Source organism: Sphingorhabdus sp. (assembly GCF_029865925.1).
Lineage (GTDB): Bacteria > Pseudomonadota > Alphaproteobacteria > Sphingomonadales > Sphingomonadaceae > Sphingorhabdus_B.
Genome location: NZ_JARXAI010000062.1, coordinates 17,360 through 33,273 on the forward strand (window position 1 = coordinate 17,360; position 15,914 = coordinate 33,273).

The window sequence follows — 15,914 nt, forward strand, 5'->3', positions numbered from 1 at the left end:
ATCAGCTTTCGAGCACCTTTTTAACCAACGTCAAATTGACCGGTGCATTTTCCGCCAGTGCCATTGCGTTTGCCGACCGGGCAAATTTTTCGATTGCAGCAAAGCTGCGTTCAATGCGGCGCTTCACATAGCTTAAAGCGTCCATACTGATCGCGGCACCGCGATCGGCAAGCTGTTTTTGCAGCAATTGCTCAATCATTTCATCATCTGGCGGCGCGATATCAAGCAACAATGCCGCCCCCAATCGCGACTGTAAATCGGGCAGCGAGATATTCCATTCTGCTGGCTGCCATCGCGAGATCAGCAATAACGGTACGCCGCTTTCCTGTGATCGGTTCCATGCATTAAACAATGTTTCGGCAGGAGCCGCTTCTGCCTCGTCGATGACAGTCCCGTTCTGCCCCGAAAAATATCGCGCCATGAGCGTTTTCCCGGATCGCGCGGGCCCAGTTAAAATCGCACAGCGTTTTGCCCAGCCAGCGGCATTTGAGAGACCCGCAAAGGCCGAAGCGTTGCATTCCGTGATAATAAGGCTGGAAGATGCGCCGCTGCGCAACTCGTCTAAAGGCAAGGCAATTTGGTGCATCGGTGCAGCTAAGTGCGCTTAAGGCCGCGGTTGCGGCACAGCAGGCGCAGGCGTCATCTGGTTCTGCGCTTCTGGCAATATGGGCTTAACCACATCATCGAGTGATGGTGTGCCGGCATTGCCAGGCTCAGAGGCGTCCCCATCAATTACACCATTGTCCTCAGCTTCTATCGCCAGTTCCTCATCCTCGATAACTTCGGGTTCAAGCACAAGCGATGCATCCGCACGCAACCGTCCTGATACAAACGCGGATTGTAACAGTTGATCCATTCGCACAACCGCCTGATCCATCATCGCAGCTATACCCGCACTATCAGCAGCGCGCAGCGTGAAAGAACCCAGAAACCTGTTATCCGATCCGTAGCGCGCCGAGAAACGACCGATAACAGGACCGCCCGGCCATTGCCGCTCAAGCCGTGCAATAGGAATGATGACGTCGGCCGCGCCAAATTGGTCAAGAATAGTGCGCCACCAGATGCGGCTACGTCTTTCCGATTGGCCAGCGTTCAACAATAGCGACTCGCCGCCGGCACCGCTTGGCCGGACATAATCAATATTGCTGTCCGCCGTTCGATATTTAGCCCAACTGCGCTGCCATGATGTGCGCTGTTCAAACACCGTTGGTGCACCTGCCGAATAGGTTATCGGCAAGAGAAGCAATGGCGCAGAACGCCTCTTTACACCGCTAACACCCAGCAATTGCCCTGCGCGCGCGCGGTCGAACAATACACCAAGTTTTGCCACATAACGGCGCGGACCAATCTGCTCCTGTTCGACAACAATCGCAGCAACGATGCCATCCAGTGTCGAATCGGACAAGCCCGCCGCGGCGTTGCCATGGGTTTTGCGCCACAATGCCGCCCACGCAATGCGTTGCGCCTCTTCCCAGCCCTTCTCTCGAGCATCAAAGGCATTATTGCCAAGCACATTGACCGAAACGCCTGTAACTTCAAAGTCACCAGCGCTGGCGATCGGCGCTATTCCGCGCTTTGGTCCTTCAATCTGCGCAACAACAATCCCGCCGCCAACCAGCGCCAAAGGCAAGCCGATCGCCGCTACGCGCAGCCATTTTGTTCGGAAAATTGTCATCGCAGCATCTTTAGGCGACATAGGCATGGAATTCCAAGCCTGTTCTCGCTAACGGCAGAAAATGGACGCAAAAGAACACATCACAGAATCCTACACTTACGCCAAGGCGGGTGTTTCCATTGAAACCGGCAATGCGTTGGTGCGCGCTATTGCGCCCCTGGCAAAAGCAACGCGCCGGCCTGGCGCGGACGCAGACCTTGGCGGGTTTGGAGGCTTTTTTGATCTAAAGGCAGCAGGATTCAATGACCCGCTGCTCGTCGCTGCCAATGATGGCGTCGGAACTAAGCTCAAACTCGCTATAGAATCGGGACGGCACGAAGGCGTCGGCATTGATCTTGTCGCGATGTGCGTCAACGACCTGATCGTGCAGGGTGCAGAACCCCTCTTCTTTCTTGATTATTACGCCACAGGAAAGCTCGACAATGCAATCGCGACCTCAGTCGTGGCGAGCATAGCCGAAGGTTGCAAATTGGCTGGCTGCGCGCTGATCGGCGGTGAGACTGCTGAAATGCCTGGTATGTATTCCGATGGTGATTATGACTTGGCTGGCTTTTGCGTCGGCGCCGTTGAGCGCGACCAAGTCCTGACCGCCGATAAGGTTGAGGCAGGCGATGTCATCTTGGGCCTCGCGTCTTCGGGCGTGCACTCCAACGGCTTTTCCTTGGTGCGCAGACTTGCGGCAGACAAAGGCTGGAAGCTGGATCGCCCCGCTCTGTTCGACCAAAATGTCATCCTGATCGACGCGCTGATGGCGCCAACGCGGATCTATGTAAAATCATTGCTGCCCCTTGTTCGCACCGGAAAAATCCATGCGATGGCGCATATCACGGGTGGTGGCTTGCTTGAAAACATCCCACGCATTCTTCCAGCGGGGCTGCACGCGCATGTGAATGCGGATGCCTGGACACAACCACGCTTGATGGCGTTTTTGCAAGCGCAAGGGCATATTGAGCCCGAAGAAATGGCGCGTACATTCAACTGTGGCATCGGCATGGCCGTTGTGGTTGCCTCCGCAGATGTTGCGGACGTGACGGCGGCGCTTGAGGCTGCTGGTGAGACTGTTCATACGATCGGGCATATTGCGTCGGGAGGCAAAGGTTGCACCGTTACCGGCTCAATCGAAACATGGAGCGCGCAATCCGATTGGACTGCGACTTACAATGGCTAGTAGCCTCACCGTCACCCTGAACTTGGTTCAGGGTCTATCTGTCAAAATGGCTCCGGTCGATTTGGTACCATGGATGCTGAAACAAGTTCAGCATGACACTATTGTGGTAACGTCATGAAAGCCAAAGTTGCCGTTCTCATATCCGGCGCGGGCACCAATATGGCCGCCTTGTTATACGCTGCAAAACTCCCCAATTGTCCTTACGAAATCGTGCTCGTCGCGAGTAACAACTCGGATGCAGAGGGTCTGAAAATCGCAGCGACTGAGGGCGTTCCTGTTTTTGCAAAATCGCATGTCGGCCTTGAACGCGCTGCCCATGACGCCATCATGCACGAAGCAATTACCCAGTCGGGCGCGACTTATGTCGTATTGGCTGGATATATGCGGATATTGTCCACAGAATTCGTCGCAAAATGGGATGGGCGCATGCTCAATATCCACCCGTCTTTGCTGCCGAAATATAAAGGGCTGCATACCCATCAAAGAGCTATTGAGGCCAAAGACACAGTCGCGGGAACCAGCGTGCATTTGGTCACGGCGGAACTGGATGATGGCCCCGTGCTTGGCCAAATCGAAGTGGCGATTTTGCCCGGCGATACGGCAGATACACTCGCCGACCGCGTAAAAATGGCGGAATATCAATTATATCCCAAGACGCTGGCCGATTATGTCGCGCGCGATACCAACCCGGAATTTTTGATTGCGCAGGTCCGCGCCATCGCTCTTGCCCAGCCAGAGTCAAACGAAGTCCAATCCCACGGCATGCCATGCTTCGGCATTATCCGCGGCAAGAAATTCGCTTATGTCTCGGTCGATCATCGTGGGGACGGCAAGATTGCTTTGCTTGTTAAAATTAGCGGCGTTGAGGAACAGACCATGCTGATCGATAGCGACGCAGATTGCTATTACCGCCCCGCTTATTTCGGCGATGGATGGGTCGGCATAAGGCTTGACCTTGGCGACACCGATTGGGATCATATCGGCGACTGGATCGCCAAAAGCTGGCGCGCTGCAGCCCCGAAGAAGCTATCAAAATGATGGATGTGGTTCGCGACTTTTGAAACACACCGAGCGAATGTAGGAAAGGTTGTACCCAATCGATGGGACACAACCTTCAATCCACATTGCGTTACGCAAATTTATCCAACGATTTCTTCAGGCTTGAAGAAATATGCGATTTCAATCGCTGCATTTTCGTCGCTGTCCGAACCATGCACAGTATTTGCTTCAATGCTTTCGGCCAATTCCTTGCGGATGGTGCCTGGCTCAGCATTCGCAGGGTTGGTTGCACCCATGATGTCGCGGTTGCGCTGCATGGCGCTTTCGCCCTCAAGCACTTGAACGACGACTGGGCCACTGATCATGAATTCGACGAGCTCACCAAAGAACGGACGTTCTTTATGCACTGCATAAAACCCTTCGGCCTGTTCGCGAGACATGTGAATCCGCTTTGAAGCAACGACGCGCAGGCCAGCCTCTTCAAGCATCTTAGTTACTGCACCCGTAAGGTTGCGGCGCGTTGCGTCTGGCTTAATTATTGAAAAAGTGCGAGTAACCGCCATTATATGCTCCATTTTTATAGGGGGGAATTGCGCGTGCCTCTAACGGTGCTTGGCGCTGAGTGCAAGCTTTATGGGCCTTGCATCCATTTGCCGCCATCTTGTTTCCAATAGCGCCGCTCCACACTCTCACCCAAATTGCGCCAGGCAGAACGCGCATTGTCTGTATGGCTCGGCGGGAAAAGGTAGAAGACGCGGTCAAAATCATGTTCGACCGGTCGCCAGTTGCCATCTGCGATCGCTATAAACCGCGCACCATTGTCCGCAACGGCTTGGTCCGACAACAAAATAGGTTGAAAAGTATCATCACCCTCGCCCGACTTGGCGTGCGCCAGAAAGCTATCTGCCTTCGCCGTCCAGAGGGACGACGATATGGCGTCCAATTGTGCGATGTCGTCGCTGACAATCAGCAACCGCCCTTTATCGTCCAATACGCGTTGGGCGATAAAGGGGAGTATTTTTTCAGCAGGGTCACTAGTGAGCTGATAAAAATCGACCTGCATGATCTGTTAAAATCAGCCTTCAAAATTGTCGGCAACAAAACGGTCAAGCAAGCGCACGCCAAATCCGGTCGCACCCTTGTCCCAAACCGGGCCAGCTTTGTCGGCCCACACGGTCCCAGCAATATCGAGATGCGCCCATTTGACCCCGTCCTTTATAAAACGACCAAGGAGTTGTGCAGCCGTGATCGAGCCTGCGCCTTTACCGCCAATATTCTTCATATCCGCAATGGGGCTATCGATCATCTTGTCATAAGCCTTCGACAGCGGGAAACGCCAAAGCGGGTCGCCCGATGCCCTGCCTGCTGCTGTAAGTTTGTCTGCAAGCTCATCGCTGTTTGAGAAAAGCCCTGCATATTCGCTACCAAGCGAAACAATGATCGCGCCGGTCAACGTGGCCAGATCCACAATATATTCAGGATTATAATTTTCCTGCACCCAATGCAGCGCATCGCAAAGGACAAGCCGCCCTTCGGCGTCGGTATTCAACACCTCGATTGTCTGGCCAGACATTGATGTCACGATGTCGCCAGGGCGCTGCGCATTACCGTCAGGCATGTTCTCCACAAGGCCGCATACGCCAACGACATAAGCCTTGGCTTTGCGTCCAGCCAATGCCTTCATTGCGCCTGCAACGGCGCCAGCGCCGCCCATGTCCCACTTCATATCTTCCATACCAGCCGCAGGTTTAATGGAAATGCCGCCCGTGTCGAAGGTCACGCCTTTGCCGACAAGCGCCACTGGTCGTTTTTGCGTTCCGCCGGTGCCGTCCCACTTCATGACCAGTAAGCGCGCTGGGCGACGTGATCCTTGCGCAACGCCAAGCAGCGCCCCCATGCCAAGCGCCGCCATCTCCTTATCATCCAGCACACTGATTTCGACGCCAAGGTCTTTCAAATGTTGGCAACGTTCAACGAAGCTTTCAGGATAAATGATGTTCGCTGGCTCGGTGACCAGTTCTTTGGTCAAAGCAACGCCCTCTGCGATGGCCTGATAGCTTGTCCAGTGACCGCTAGCCTCTGCTGGCGCGGCGACAACAGTCAATGCCTCCACGGTTGGCTTAGACGTCTCTGGCAATTTGGTGCGATATTTGTCCATGCGCCAGTTGCGCAAGGTAGCGCCATAAGCAACCTCAGCAGCATGTTGCGCAGTCAGATTGGCGCCATGGACCGCAATATGCTTTGCGCCCGATGTTTGCACCTTGGCAATAATATCGCCGCCAGCCTTCTGATAATCCGCTGTGTCGCCTTCGGCCACACCAAGCAGGACAATCCGAACAAGCTTGCCGCCCTCTTCATTGATCAAAAGGAGATTTTGTCCCGCCGCGCCCTCAAACCGGGAGAGCTTTGCAGTCGCATGAATGATATCCGTTTTGTCCAAAGGAAATTTGAAATCGGCGAACGTTTCTTTAGTAAAAATGAAAGCGAGTACATCAGCATCTTGGGGCCGCGCATCGGTAAAATTGATCTTCATGGAATTAAGCAGCCTTTCCGCTGGGGTCGTCTTAGAAGTTTCTATAGGCCTAATCCGCGCTTTGGTTAAAGTAAAAGATAGTGCAAAATTTCGAGCGGTTAACCGCAAATAGCACCTTGCGTGGCAACATGGGTGGACCCACAGCAATAGCGGCGGTAAAGGGCTCAACGGTTTTATGATTATTCCCGCCCTTCGGCCTGTCCTCTCCCGCATTTTGCTTATGCCGATTTTGCTCGGCTACGGATCCATGTCGTCCATCGCGATTGCCCAAACCGAGACCGCTTCAGCGGCATCGCAGCAACCCAGCGACCAGATCGGATTTTCTGCCGCGGTCGTTGAATATGATTCAAACACGGAAATCGTTACCGCCAAAGGTGAAGTGATTGCCACCCGTGAAGGCTATTCAGTTCGCGCCGATAATATCGTGTGGAACCGCACAACGGGTCAAGTCATGGCTGAAGGAAATATCCGCGCTGTCGGGCCGGAGGGCGATGTGGCATATGGCAACAAGATTGAGCTCACCGACGCCCTGAAAGACGGCGTGATCAACAATATGCTGGTGGTGCTCGCCGACGAAAGCCGCCTCGTCGCCAATCGCAGCTCGCGCAAAGACGGCATCTACACACTGGATTATGCCGCATACACAGCGTGCAAGGTTGCGACAGCCGATGGTTGCCCTAAAAAACCAAGTTGGGAAGTGAAGGCCGTCAAGGTCGTTTATGATCCAGCCAAAAAAAGGGTTGTTTATAGCGGCGCCCGCATTGAGCTGTTCGGTCTACCTCTCATTCCGCTTCCGTTCCTGTCGCATCCCGTGGATACAAAGGCAGGGAGGGGATTTCTCGTGCCTAGCATTGGCTTTTCCCGGAACAATGGGGTTGAGTTGGAACAAGCCTATTATTGGCGGATAGCAGACAATCGGGATGCCACTGCAGCAATAACAGCTTTTTCTAATGCCGCTCCCTTAGCCCGTTTGAATTTTCGATCACTTGAGAAAAAAGGTGCAATCGACCTGTCTGCGTACGGAACGTACAGTAATCGTATCAGCACCAGCGGCGCACTAAAACCAGATGGCGATAATGTATTTCGCGGTTATCTGGAAGGTGCAGGAAAGTTCCAATTTGACCCTTATTGGTCTATTTCCGCCTCTGGCCGTTTTGCATCGGATCGCACATTTCTGAGGCGCTATGACATAAGCCGCGATGACCGGCTTCGGTCGACATTTTCTGCCGAACGTATCAGCGAAAAAAGCTATTTTTCATTTGCTGGGTGGGCAGTACAAACCCTTCGTACCAGCGACCGCCAGGGGCTTGCTCCCATCGCCCTGCCGGCACTTGATTATCGTCTGCGCATCGACGTGCCAGTGGTGGGTAGCACATTTCAGTTGCAGGCAAATAGCTTAAACATCGGCCGCACAAATGGTCAGGATACGCAACGCGCATTTGCCGCAGCAAAATGGGATTTGCGTTCGATCACTGGGTTGGGTCAGGAATTGACGTTCACAATGCTTGCGCGCGGTGACGTCTATCACAGCGATGAAAACGCAAGCACGCTAACAGCCATCTATCGGGGCGACACAGGATGGCAGAGCCGCAGAATTTTTGCGGCTGCGGCGGATGTAAAATGGCCATTTGTGGGGGATGCTTTTGGCGGAACACAAATTTTTACACCCCGCGTCCAGGTTGTAGCGGCCCCTTCTATCGCCAACCTAACTATTCCTAACGAAGATTCTCGCGCCGTTGATTTGGAAGACAGCAACCTGTTCGCCCTCAACCGATTTCCCGGATATGATCGTTTTGAGGATGACTACCGCATAACGTACGGTTTTGACTGGGCACTCAAGAAGAGTGACTTCAGTGCTGACATCAATTTAGGGCAAAGTTACCGACTGTCGAGCCGCTCGTCCATCTTTCCCGACGGTACGGGCTTGTCAGACAAGGCGTCGGATATCGTAGGGCGGTCCGAATTTCGCTTTAAAAATATCGTAAAACTAGCGCACCGGTTTCGTCTGGATAAGGACAATCTTGCTATCCGTCGGAACGAAATCGATGCCACCGTTGGCACACGTGGTACCTATGTGCAGGCTGGCTATTTAAAGCTTAACCGCAACGTCGGACCAACTGTTGAGGATTTGGCAGATCGTGAAGAAATTCGTGTTGGAGGCCGCATTCGCCTTGCCCCATATTGGTCCGTATTTGGTTCAACTATCATTGACCTTACGAACGCTCAGGAGGATCCAACAAGCCTTTCTGACGGCTTTGACCCCATACGCCATAGGTTTGGCGTTGCATATGACGACGACTGTTTGTCCTTAAGTTTAACATGGCGGCGTGACTATCAACCGGTTGGTGACTCGCAGCGCGGCAACAGCTTCCTGTTCCGTCTGGCATTTCGCAATCTGGGTGTGTAAGGCATTGGCAATTAATCCCCGGACGGGCATTTTCCGCTCATCTGCTGTTCAGCAGTGAGTGGTTAACTGGCCACCCGAACCGATTGTGTACTGGATCAATATCGATGAAGTTATTCAAGCGCCTGTCCTTCGCTGCCGTGCTTATTTCCGCTACAGCGCTGACAACGCTAAATGCGCAATCCACTCCTGATTCTGAGGGAAATGATGCCAATTTAATCGCACCAGACGGACAACAGTTGTTTGGCAAAAATGATCCCAATGTCCGACGCGCAACGGCGCAAGTTAACGGTGAAATCATTACCGGCACTGATATGGATCATCGTCTTGCATTGATCGTCGCCGCAAACGAAAACAAACTCCCTCCAGAAGAGTTGGCACGTTTTCGTGCGCAAATTCTTACAAACTTGATCGACGAAACGCTACAAATTCAAGAAGCAGCGGCCAACAAAATTGAAGTCACCGACGCTGAAGTGGACCAGTATTTCGACCGCGTGGCGCAACAAAACTTCAAACGGCCCGCAAACCAAGTCGAGAAATATTTGACTTCTATTGGCGCATCGGTCGCGACGCTGAAGCGCCAGATTAAGGGCGAACTGTCATGGAGCCGGCTGCTTTCGCGCAATGTGCGCCCCTCAGCAAACGTAAGCGATGACGAAGTCAACGCGATTATTGAACGTATTAAGGCCACCAAGGGTACGACCGAATATCGTCTCGGGGAGATTTACCTGTCGGCAACGCCAGAAGCTATGCCAGCGGTCACGGAAAACGCAAAAAAGATTATCGACCAACTTCGTCAGGGTGCAAATTTTGTTGCGTATGCACGGCAGTTTTCAGAAGCATCCACAGCGTCTGTCGGTGGCGATCTGGGTTGGCTGTCACTGGCGCAATTACCCTCGTCACTGGCGACCGCCGCCGCTGGCATGAACAGCAATGAGGTTCAAGCGGTCGCATCTCCTGGCGGCATCTCCATATTGCTGTTGATTGACAAACGGCAAGTCGCGATGTTGGATCCTCGGGATTCGGTTCTAAGTCTCAAACAAATTGCGATTACGTTCCCGGCAGGCACCGCCGAAGCGCAGATCGCTCCACTGGTGAAGCGCTTCAGCGAAGAAACACAGCAAATTGCGGGTTGTGGGGTTGCCGACGAAATGGCTGCGAAGCTTGGCGCTGATGTCGTCAATCGCGATGGCATCAAAATTCGCGACTTACCGGCGCCACTCCAGCAGGTGATGTTAGATTTGCAAATTGGTCAGTCCACGCCGCCTTATGGTTCGTTACAGGATGGTGTGCGGGTATTCGTTCTGTGTGGCCGTGACGCACCAGAAGTGGCGGCGTCCGAGAGTTTCGACGAGATTATGTCGCGGTTGGAAGAAGAGCGCGTCAACAAGCGGGCCCGCATTTACCTGCGCGATTTGCGTCGCGACGCCGTCATCGAATATAACTGATGCCTCTTGGCCGACTGGAACTGCCGCTGGCCGTTTCGGTCGGTGACCCGGCGGGTATCGGGCCGGAAATCATCGGCAAAGCTTGGGAAGCACGGCATTCGGCACAGTTGGCGCCTTTCTTTGCTATTGGCGATATAGCAAGCTTTGCTCCGCACTGGAGCGGCCCAGTGGTCCGTATTGACGACCCCGCCGATACGTTTAAATATTTCGATACCGCTTTGCCTGTTATCCATTTGTATGATTGCTTATCCATCGTCCCCGGCACCCCAGACCTCGATGGAGCGCATTGCGCCTACCAAGCGCTTGAAATGGCCATCGGTTTTGCCCGAGCTGGCAGCGCGGCGGCGTTGGTAACTGGTCCAGTTTCCAAATCACAGCTCTACGCCGTTGGCTTTACGCATCCCGGGCAAACAGAATTTATCGCCGAACGCTGTGGTGTTTCGAAAAACAACGCAGTGATGATGCTCGCCGGTCCAGACTTGCGGGTGGTCCCCATGACAACGCATATCCCGCTCGCTGAAGTTGCGGGTAAGCTCGATGGCAGGTTGATAAGGCAGCGGTTACGCGCGACAGCAAAGGGACTTCAGCGCAACTTTGGCATCGAGAATCCTCGGCTCGCTGTGGCCGGCTTTAACCCTCATGCCGGCGAAGCGGGCAATATGGGCCGTGAAGAGCTTGATATATTCGAGCCTGCAATTGCGCAGGTCAGAAGCGAAGGCTTCAACGTCATTGGCCCCCTGCCCGCGGATACGATGTTTCATGCGGAGGCGCGGGCGCAATATGATGCTGCGTTATGCGCTTATCATGACCAGGCACTTATCCCATTGAAAACCCTTTACTTCCATGACGCTGTCAACATCACGCTTGGCTTACCCGTCGTTCGGACGTCGCCTGATCATGGCACAGCCTTCGGTATAGCTGGCCATAACAAGGCGCTGCCGCATTCCATGATAGCAGCTATTAAGATGGCGGCGTCCGCAGCATTGCATCGCCTAGCTGCCGCCGATTTAGGCTGATGTCCGTATTACTGCCTCCGCTTCGGGAAGTGATTGCCCGTCATGGCCTGTCGGCAAGCAAGGCGCTTGGCCAAAACTTCCTTTTCGATGAGAAATTGCTGGACCGAATTGCTGCGATACCCGGTCCTTTGGCAGGGGAGCATGTCTACGAAGTCGGCCCTGGTCCTGGCGGCCTCACGCGCGCTTTATTGCGCGGTGGCGCTCAAGTCGTTGCCGTGGAGCGCGATCACCGCTGCCTGCCTGCACTCGCCGAACTCGCAGAGGCCTTTCCAGGAAAACTGCGCGTGATTGCGGGGGATGCGCTGAAAATCGACCCCTTTGCAGAAATTGGCGCGCCTTTTCACATTGTTTCCAACCTGCCGTATAATGTCGGCACGGCACTTGCCGTGGGCTGGCTCGGCGGCAACACATGGCCGCCGACTTGGAAAAGCCTGACCCTCATGTTTCAGCGCGAGGTTGCGGATAGAATTGTATCCGCACCGGGCACTGGCGCATTTGGACGCCTTGCCATATTGGCGCAATGGCGGTCGAACACTTCAATTGCCATGCCGGTCCATCGCTCCGCCTTCACGCCGCCGCCTAAGGTCATGTCAGCGGTGGTGCATATCACACCCAAGGAAGCGGCAAGCGGCGTTAAAATGTCCGTCTTGGAAAATCTGACCGGCGCAGCTTTCGGGCAACGACGCAAGATGCTGCGTCAAAGCCTCAAAGGCGTTCCCGGCGCGCTAGAGGCGCTCCATAAAACTGGTATAGCTGAGGACCGCCGCCCCGAGACGGTCAACATAGCCGAATGGTGCGCGCTCGCGAAGGAAGTCGGATAGGCTGCACGCTGGGGGTGGCCCTTTTGGGCAACCAAAGCTAAGAATAGATCATGCATACGCTAACCTCAAGCGAACGACAGGTTCTTCAAACAATCGAACAGCGTCAGATGCTAGACCAAGTTCTGACTTGGGCAGCAGGCAACAGTGGATCAAGAAATTTGACAGGGTTGGCGGCGACCGCCAAGATGCTAGCTGATGCGTTTGCTGTCCTTCCCGGCGATGTCGCCTTGGTTGCCCCTGAACCCGTAGACCGCGTGCTCCCCGACGGATCGATTAAGACCGTTGCGCATGGGGAGCATCTTTTGGTCACCGTTCGTCCTGATTCGCCGACGCAATTGCTGTTCACTGGGCATATGGACACGGTTTTTCCTGCTGATCACGCATTTCAACAACTGCGTTGGTTAGAGGACGGAACGCTCAACGGGCCCGGCGTTGCAGACATGAAAGGCGGCATATCGGTGATGCTCGCCGCGCTGCGCGCAGCGGAACTTTCGGGATGCCTTGCGCACACTGGATATCAAGTTCTGATCAACAGTGACGAGGAGGTCGGCTCGCCTTCGTCGACTAAGCTGATTGCCAAACTTGCGCAGAACAAGCTGGCGGCTTTGACCTACGAACCTGCTTTGCCCGATGGAACGCTTGCCGGCGCGCGCGCCGGAAGTGGCAATTTCTCAGTTGTTTTTTCGGGCCTAGCCGCACATGCTGGCCGCAACCCCGATGATGGCCGTAATGCCGTTCTAGCGGCGGCGGACCTAGCCCTTCGGCTCAAACGTCTGTCGCATGAGGGGCTTTCCGTAAACCCAGCAAAAATCGAAGGTGGAGGACCTAACAATATAGTGCCTGATCATGCGATATTGCGCGTAAACTTTCGGCCCCGCACGCCGGAAATCACAATCCAAACCGACGAAGATTTGCGCCGTATCATTGCCGATATTGAACGCGAACATGATGTGCGCGCGCATCTGCATGGCAGCTTTGGCCGTCCGCCAAAGCCGATAGATCCTGAGGCCGAAAAACTGTTTGGCCTAGTCAAACAGTGCGGCGCTGATCTTGGCTTGTCCATCGCTTGGCGCTCAAGCGGCGGGGTATGCGATGGTAACAACATTGCAGCTTGTGGCGTCCCTGTTGTCGACACAATGGGTGTACGCGGCGGCAATATTCACAGCAAAGACGAATTCCTCATCGTCGAAAGTCTGGTTGAACGCGCGCAGTTGTCCGCTTTGACCATCATGCGTTTAGCAGCAAAAGGGGCTCTATGACCTTCCTAATTCGTCCGGCCAATATGAACGATCTCCAACCGATGTATGAAATGGCAAAACGCACGGGTGGCGGGTTCACTAATCTGCCCCCTGATAAACGAGCGTTATCGGAAAAGCTGGAACGGTCCGCCGCCGGTTTTGACCGTGCGGATGATGCAGTCGCCGATGACCTATATCTATTTGTTCTGCAAAACAGCCAAACCGGCGAAGTTCGCGGCACGTGCCAGATTTTTGGTCAAGTCGGGCAGAGATGGCCATTCTACAGCTACCGCATTGGCGCGCTTACGCAGCATAGTGTGGAGCTCGAACGCACCTTCCGCGCGGACATATTAAACCTTTCTACGGATCTGGAGGGCACGACTGAAGTCGGCGGTCTATTCCTACACCCCGGAGAACGCGCTGGCGGACTTGGAATGCTTATCGCGCGTAGCCGCTATCTCTTCATCCGTAACCACCGCAAAAGGTTCGCAGATAGGACTATCGCAGAATTACGCGGCGTTATTGATGAAGCAGGCGGCTCTCCGTTCTGGGACGGCGTGGCTGGCCGCTTTTTTGGCATGAGCTTTCAGGAAGCCGACGAGTTCAATGCGAAGTTCGGCAACCAGTTTATTGCCGACCTCATGCCCAAGCATCCCGTATATATAGCGATGCTTCAGGAAAGCGCAAAAACCGTCATTGGCGTGCCGCACCCATCGGGTCGTGCGGCAATGCGGATGCTGGAGAATGAGGGATTTGACTGGGAAAACTACATCGACATTTTTGACGGTGGCCCAACCATGACCGCACGCACCGACCAAATTCGTAGCATTCGTGAGGCTAAAGATGTGACGATAACGCACGTTAGCGAGACCGTTGGTGCACATAAGTCTGGCGAGAAAAAGTTGATTACGCTTGGCCGCCTGCAGGCGTTTAAGGCTGCTTATGGCTGGATTGATGACCAAGGCGACAAAGTTAGTATCGACACCGATTGCGCCCAAATGCTTGGAATTTCGGTGGGCGACATCGTGACTTATGTGGAGCGATCATAAGATGGCACTGGTCGAAATCAATTTCGACGGGATCATCGGGCCAAGTCATAATTATGCCGGCTTAAGCCATGGTAATCTGGCATCTTCACATAATGCCGGCGCGCCATCTTATCCCAAAGCGGCCGCATTACAGGGCATCGAAAAGATGCGAACCAATCTTCGCCTTGGGCTGGCGCAAGGATTCTTCGTGCCACTCGACCGCCCGAACCAGAACTGGCTCGCCGGGCTTTCCACCGACATGCAGTCGGCAGAGCCACATATCGGCGCAGCCGCTTTTTCCGCATCTGCCATGTGGGCCGCCAATGCAGCCACCGTGTCCCCTGCCCCAGACACATCAGATGGCAAATGCCATCTGTCCGCAGCCAACCTGATCACCATGCCGCACAGAAGCCATGAGTGGCCCGGAACGCTTGCGCAGTTGAAGCTGGCGTTCGCTAATGAACAGCATTTCGTTGTGCATGGCCCCGTGCCCGCGCCGTTTGGCGACGAAGGTGCTGCCAATTTCATGCGGTTATGCACCTCGCATAGTGATGCGGGTGTCGAAATATTTGTTTATGGCAAAACAGGCGGACCGTTCCCGGCGCGGCAGCATATCGAAGCATCAAAGGCCATCGCCCGCGCGCACAGACTTGATCCGGCCAGAACCTTGTTCATTCAGCAGTCCGAAATGGCGATTGCCGCCGGCGCATTCCACAATGACGTTGTGGCAGTCGCGAACGCACATGTACTTTTCACCCACGAACAGGCGTTCGAAAGCCCCGATAAGACGTATGCCGACGTAAAGCGGCTAATGCCTCAGGCTGATATCATCATCGTCCCGGCGGATCGCGTCACCCTTGCCGACGCCATCCAAAGCTATCTGTTCAATGCCCAATTGGTAACGCTGCCCGACGGCGGCATGGCGCTTATTTTACCAAGTGAGGCGCAAGAAAATGTCCGCGTTTGGGGCTGGCTGACCGAGATGGCCGCTGGCAATGGTCCCATCCGCAAGCTTGTGCCAGTGGACGTGCGCCAATCCATGGCAAATGGCGGTGGCCCAGCTTGCCTGCGCCTGCGTGTGGTTGCCGATCCCGCGAGGGTGGACCCTCGCTTTATCGCCGACGAGGCAAAGTTGGACGCCATAGCGGAAGTTGTTACCGCGTATTGGCCCGAAACCATTGCGCCGGACCAGGTTGGTGACGCCAATTTGCTAGATAAAGTCCGGTTGGCGCGGTTGGCGTTATTGGAGGCCACCGATCTCGTTTCGCTCGCCTGACAGCCAAGATTTTCAACGACGCGATGGGGCTTGGACCATTGAACCTAGAGCTTCGCTGCCCTTACATTTCTAGAAAGGTGGGGGGTTTCTGTTGCCCGGCACCCCCCCAGCCGCTGTAACCTTTCTGTTGCCCGGCCGGTTCGGCCGCGTTCTTTTAGTGTAAGTTTAGACCGTGAGGCCCAAAATTACGCTGCGAGAGCAAGTGCTGAGTTATCGTTTGCACCTATTGGTTATGAACCATTTCACGGCTTATTCATGCCGGGCAAAAACAATGCTTTTCAACGCACGTCGATCCTAGTTCAGCCCCT

The 15,914-nt window shown here is 54.4% G+C and carries 15 protein-coding genes and 1 other RNA gene; 10 read left to right on the forward strand and 6 right to left on the reverse strand.

The genetic code is table 11. The features are described 5' to 3' along the window. Nucleotide 1: 1 nt before the first annotated feature. Nucleotides 2-421, reverse strand: a complete 420-nt coding sequence (locus QE270_RS06250; protein WP_300036792.1) for a DnaA/Hda family protein — start codon at nt 419-421, stop codon at nt 2-4. A 183-nt stretch (nt 422-604) separates the two neighbouring features. Further along, nucleotides 605-1,696, reverse strand: a complete 1,092-nt coding sequence (locus QE270_RS06255) for a heavy-metal-associated domain-containing protein (RefSeq protein WP_300036795.1) — start codon at nt 1,694-1,696, stop codon at nt 605-607. Nucleotides 1,697-1,736: 40 nt separating this feature from the next. Between QE270_RS06255 and purM the strand changes: the two genes are divergently transcribed. Genes purM through purN form a run of 3 tightly spaced genes read left to right on the forward strand, consistent with a single transcriptional unit; the run spans nt 1,737 to nt 3,881 of the window. Then, nucleotides 1,737-2,843, forward strand: coding sequence for a phosphoribosylformylglycinamidine cyclo-ligase (purM, locus tag QE270_RS06260; RefSeq protein WP_300036798.1), 1,107 nt, complete (start codon nt 1,737-1,739; stop codon nt 2,841-2,843). Next, nucleotides 2,836-2,961, forward strand: coding sequence for a hypothetical protein (locus tag QE270_RS06265; protein ID WP_300036800.1), 126 nt, complete (start codon nt 2,836-2,838; stop codon nt 2,959-2,961). The genes purM and QE270_RS06265 overlap by 8 nt, the downstream gene beginning before the upstream one ends. Further along, nucleotides 2,958-3,881 (forward strand): phosphoribosylglycinamide formyltransferase, encoded by a 924-nt coding sequence (purN, locus tag QE270_RS06270; protein ID WP_300036802.1) that lies wholly within the window; start codon nt 2,958-2,960, stop codon nt 3,879-3,881. The genes QE270_RS06265 and purN overlap by 4 nt, the downstream gene beginning before the upstream one ends. A gap of 101 nt (nt 3,882-3,982) precedes the next feature. Here the strand turns inward: purN and ndk are convergent, their stop codons facing one another. The 3 genes from ndk to QE270_RS06285 all read right to left on the reverse strand — a co-directional run bounded on the left by ndk (nt 3,983) and on the right by QE270_RS06285 (nt 6,375). Next, the gene (gene ndk / locus QE270_RS06275; RefSeq protein WP_300036805.1) at nt 3,983-4,405 is read right to left on the reverse strand and encodes a nucleoside-diphosphate kinase; all 423 of its coding nucleotides are present in this window, start codon (nt 4,403-4,405) and stop codon (nt 3,983-3,985) included. Nucleotides 4,406-4,473: 68 nt separating this feature from the next. Continuing rightward, nucleotides 4,474-4,905 carry a DNA polymerase III subunit chi gene (locus QE270_RS06280; RefSeq protein ID WP_300036808.1) on the reverse strand — a complete coding sequence of 144 codons (432 nt, stop codon included), beginning with the start codon at nt 4,903-4,905 and terminating at the stop codon, nt 4,474-4,476. A 12-nt stretch (nt 4,906-4,917) separates the two neighbouring features. After that, the gene (locus tag QE270_RS06285) at nt 4,918-6,375 is read right to left on the reverse strand and encodes a leucyl aminopeptidase (RefSeq protein WP_300036811.1); all 1,458 of its coding nucleotides are present in this window, start codon (nt 6,373-6,375) and stop codon (nt 4,918-4,920) included. Nucleotides 6,376-6,550: 175 nt separating this feature from the next. On the opposite strand from QE270_RS06285, the gene lptD reads away from it, so the two are divergent. From lptD to QE270_RS06320, 7 genes are all read left to right on the forward strand, one after another. Next, a complete protein-coding gene (lptD, locus tag QE270_RS06290) occupies nt 6,551-8,782 on the forward strand; it encodes an LPS assembly protein LptD (protein WP_300036814.1) in 2,232 nt (743 codons plus the stop codon). Nucleotides 8,783-8,886: 104 nt separating this feature from the next. Further along, on the forward strand, nt 8,887-10,227 hold the full coding sequence (locus QE270_RS06295; RefSeq protein ID WP_300036817.1) for a peptidylprolyl isomerase: 1,341 nt from the start codon (nt 8,887-8,889) through the stop codon (nt 10,225-10,227). Then, the gene (pdxA, locus tag QE270_RS06300; RefSeq protein ID WP_300036819.1) at nt 10,227-11,243 is read left to right on the forward strand and encodes a 4-hydroxythreonine-4-phosphate dehydrogenase PdxA; all 1,017 of its coding nucleotides are present in this window, start codon (nt 10,227-10,229) and stop codon (nt 11,241-11,243) included. Before QE270_RS06295 ends, pdxA begins: the two co-directional genes overlap by 1 nt. Then, nucleotides 11,243-12,064, forward strand: a complete 822-nt coding sequence (gene rsmA / locus QE270_RS06305) for a 16S rRNA (adenine(1518)-N(6)/adenine(1519)-N(6))-dimethyltransferase RsmA (RefSeq protein ID WP_300036822.1) — start codon at nt 11,243-11,245, stop codon at nt 12,062-12,064. Before pdxA ends, rsmA begins: the two co-directional genes overlap by 1 nt. Before the next feature lie 50 nt (nt 12,065-12,114). Next, the gene (locus tag QE270_RS06310) at nt 12,115-13,323 is read left to right on the forward strand and encodes a hydrolase (protein ID WP_300036825.1); all 1,209 of its coding nucleotides are present in this window, start codon (nt 12,115-12,117) and stop codon (nt 13,321-13,323) included. After that, nucleotides 13,320-14,351 carry an arginine N-succinyltransferase gene (locus QE270_RS06315; protein ID WP_300036828.1) on the forward strand — a complete coding sequence of 344 codons (1,032 nt, stop codon included), beginning with the start codon at nt 13,320-13,322 and terminating at the stop codon, nt 14,349-14,351. Before QE270_RS06310 ends, QE270_RS06315 begins: the two co-directional genes overlap by 4 nt. Nucleotide 14,352: 1 nt before the next feature. Continuing rightward, nucleotides 14,353-15,606, forward strand: a complete 1,254-nt coding sequence (locus QE270_RS06320) for an N-succinylarginine dihydrolase (RefSeq protein WP_300036831.1) — start codon at nt 14,353-14,355, stop codon at nt 15,604-15,606. A gap of 76 nt (nt 15,607-15,682) precedes the next feature. On the opposite strand, the gene ssrA is transcribed toward QE270_RS06320, so the two are convergent. Beyond that, nucleotides 15,683-15,914, reverse strand: a transfer-messenger RNA (tmRNA) gene (gene ssrA, locus QE270_RS06325); the annotation flags it as partial.

What these genes read in the sequence shown, in the direction of transcription:
- QE270_RS06250 (WP_300036792.1), bottom strand. Translation starts at nt 421, where the DNA reads ATGGCGCGATATTTTTCGGGGCAGAACGGGACTGTCATCGACGAGGCA.
- QE270_RS06255 (WP_300036795.1), bottom strand. Translation starts at nt 1,696, where the DNA reads ATGTCGCCTAAAGATGCTGCGATGACAATTTTCCGAACAAAATGGCTG.
- purM (WP_300036798.1), top strand. Translation starts at nt 1,737, where the DNA reads ATGGACGCAAAAGAACACATCACAGAATCCTACACTTACGCCAAGGCG.
- QE270_RS06265 (WP_300036800.1), top strand. Translation starts at nt 2,836, where the DNA reads ATGGCTAGTAGCCTCACCGTCACCCTGAACTTGGTTCAGGGTCTATCT.
- purN (WP_300036802.1), top strand. Translation starts at nt 2,958, where the DNA reads ATGAAAGCCAAAGTTGCCGTTCTCATATCCGGCGCGGGCACCAATATG.
- ndk (WP_300036805.1), bottom strand. Translation starts at nt 4,405, where the DNA reads ATGGCGGTTACTCGCACTTTTTCAATAATTAAGCCAGACGCAACGCGC.
- QE270_RS06280 (WP_300036808.1), bottom strand. Translation starts at nt 4,905, where the DNA reads ATGCAGGTCGATTTTTATCAGCTCACTAGTGACCCTGCTGAAAAAATA.
- QE270_RS06285 (WP_300036811.1), bottom strand. Translation starts at nt 6,375, where the DNA reads ATGAAGATCAATTTTACCGATGCGCGGCCCCAAGATGCTGATGTACTC.
- lptD (WP_300036814.1), top strand. Translation starts at nt 6,551, where the DNA reads ATGATTATTCCCGCCCTTCGGCCTGTCCTCTCCCGCATTTTGCTTATG.
- QE270_RS06295 (WP_300036817.1), top strand. Translation starts at nt 8,887, where the DNA reads ATGAAGTTATTCAAGCGCCTGTCCTTCGCTGCCGTGCTTATTTCCGCT.
- pdxA (WP_300036819.1), top strand. Translation starts at nt 10,227, where the DNA reads ATGCCTCTTGGCCGACTGGAACTGCCGCTGGCCGTTTCGGTCGGTGAC.
- rsmA (WP_300036822.1), top strand. Translation starts at nt 11,243, where the DNA reads ATGTCCGTATTACTGCCTCCGCTTCGGGAAGTGATTGCCCGTCATGGC.
- QE270_RS06310 (WP_300036825.1), top strand. Translation starts at nt 12,115, where the DNA reads ATGCATACGCTAACCTCAAGCGAACGACAGGTTCTTCAAACAATCGAA.
- QE270_RS06315 (WP_300036828.1), top strand. Translation starts at nt 13,320, where the DNA reads ATGACCTTCCTAATTCGTCCGGCCAATATGAACGATCTCCAACCGATG.
- QE270_RS06320 (WP_300036831.1), top strand. Translation starts at nt 14,353, where the DNA reads ATGGCACTGGTCGAAATCAATTTCGACGGGATCATCGGGCCAAGTCAT.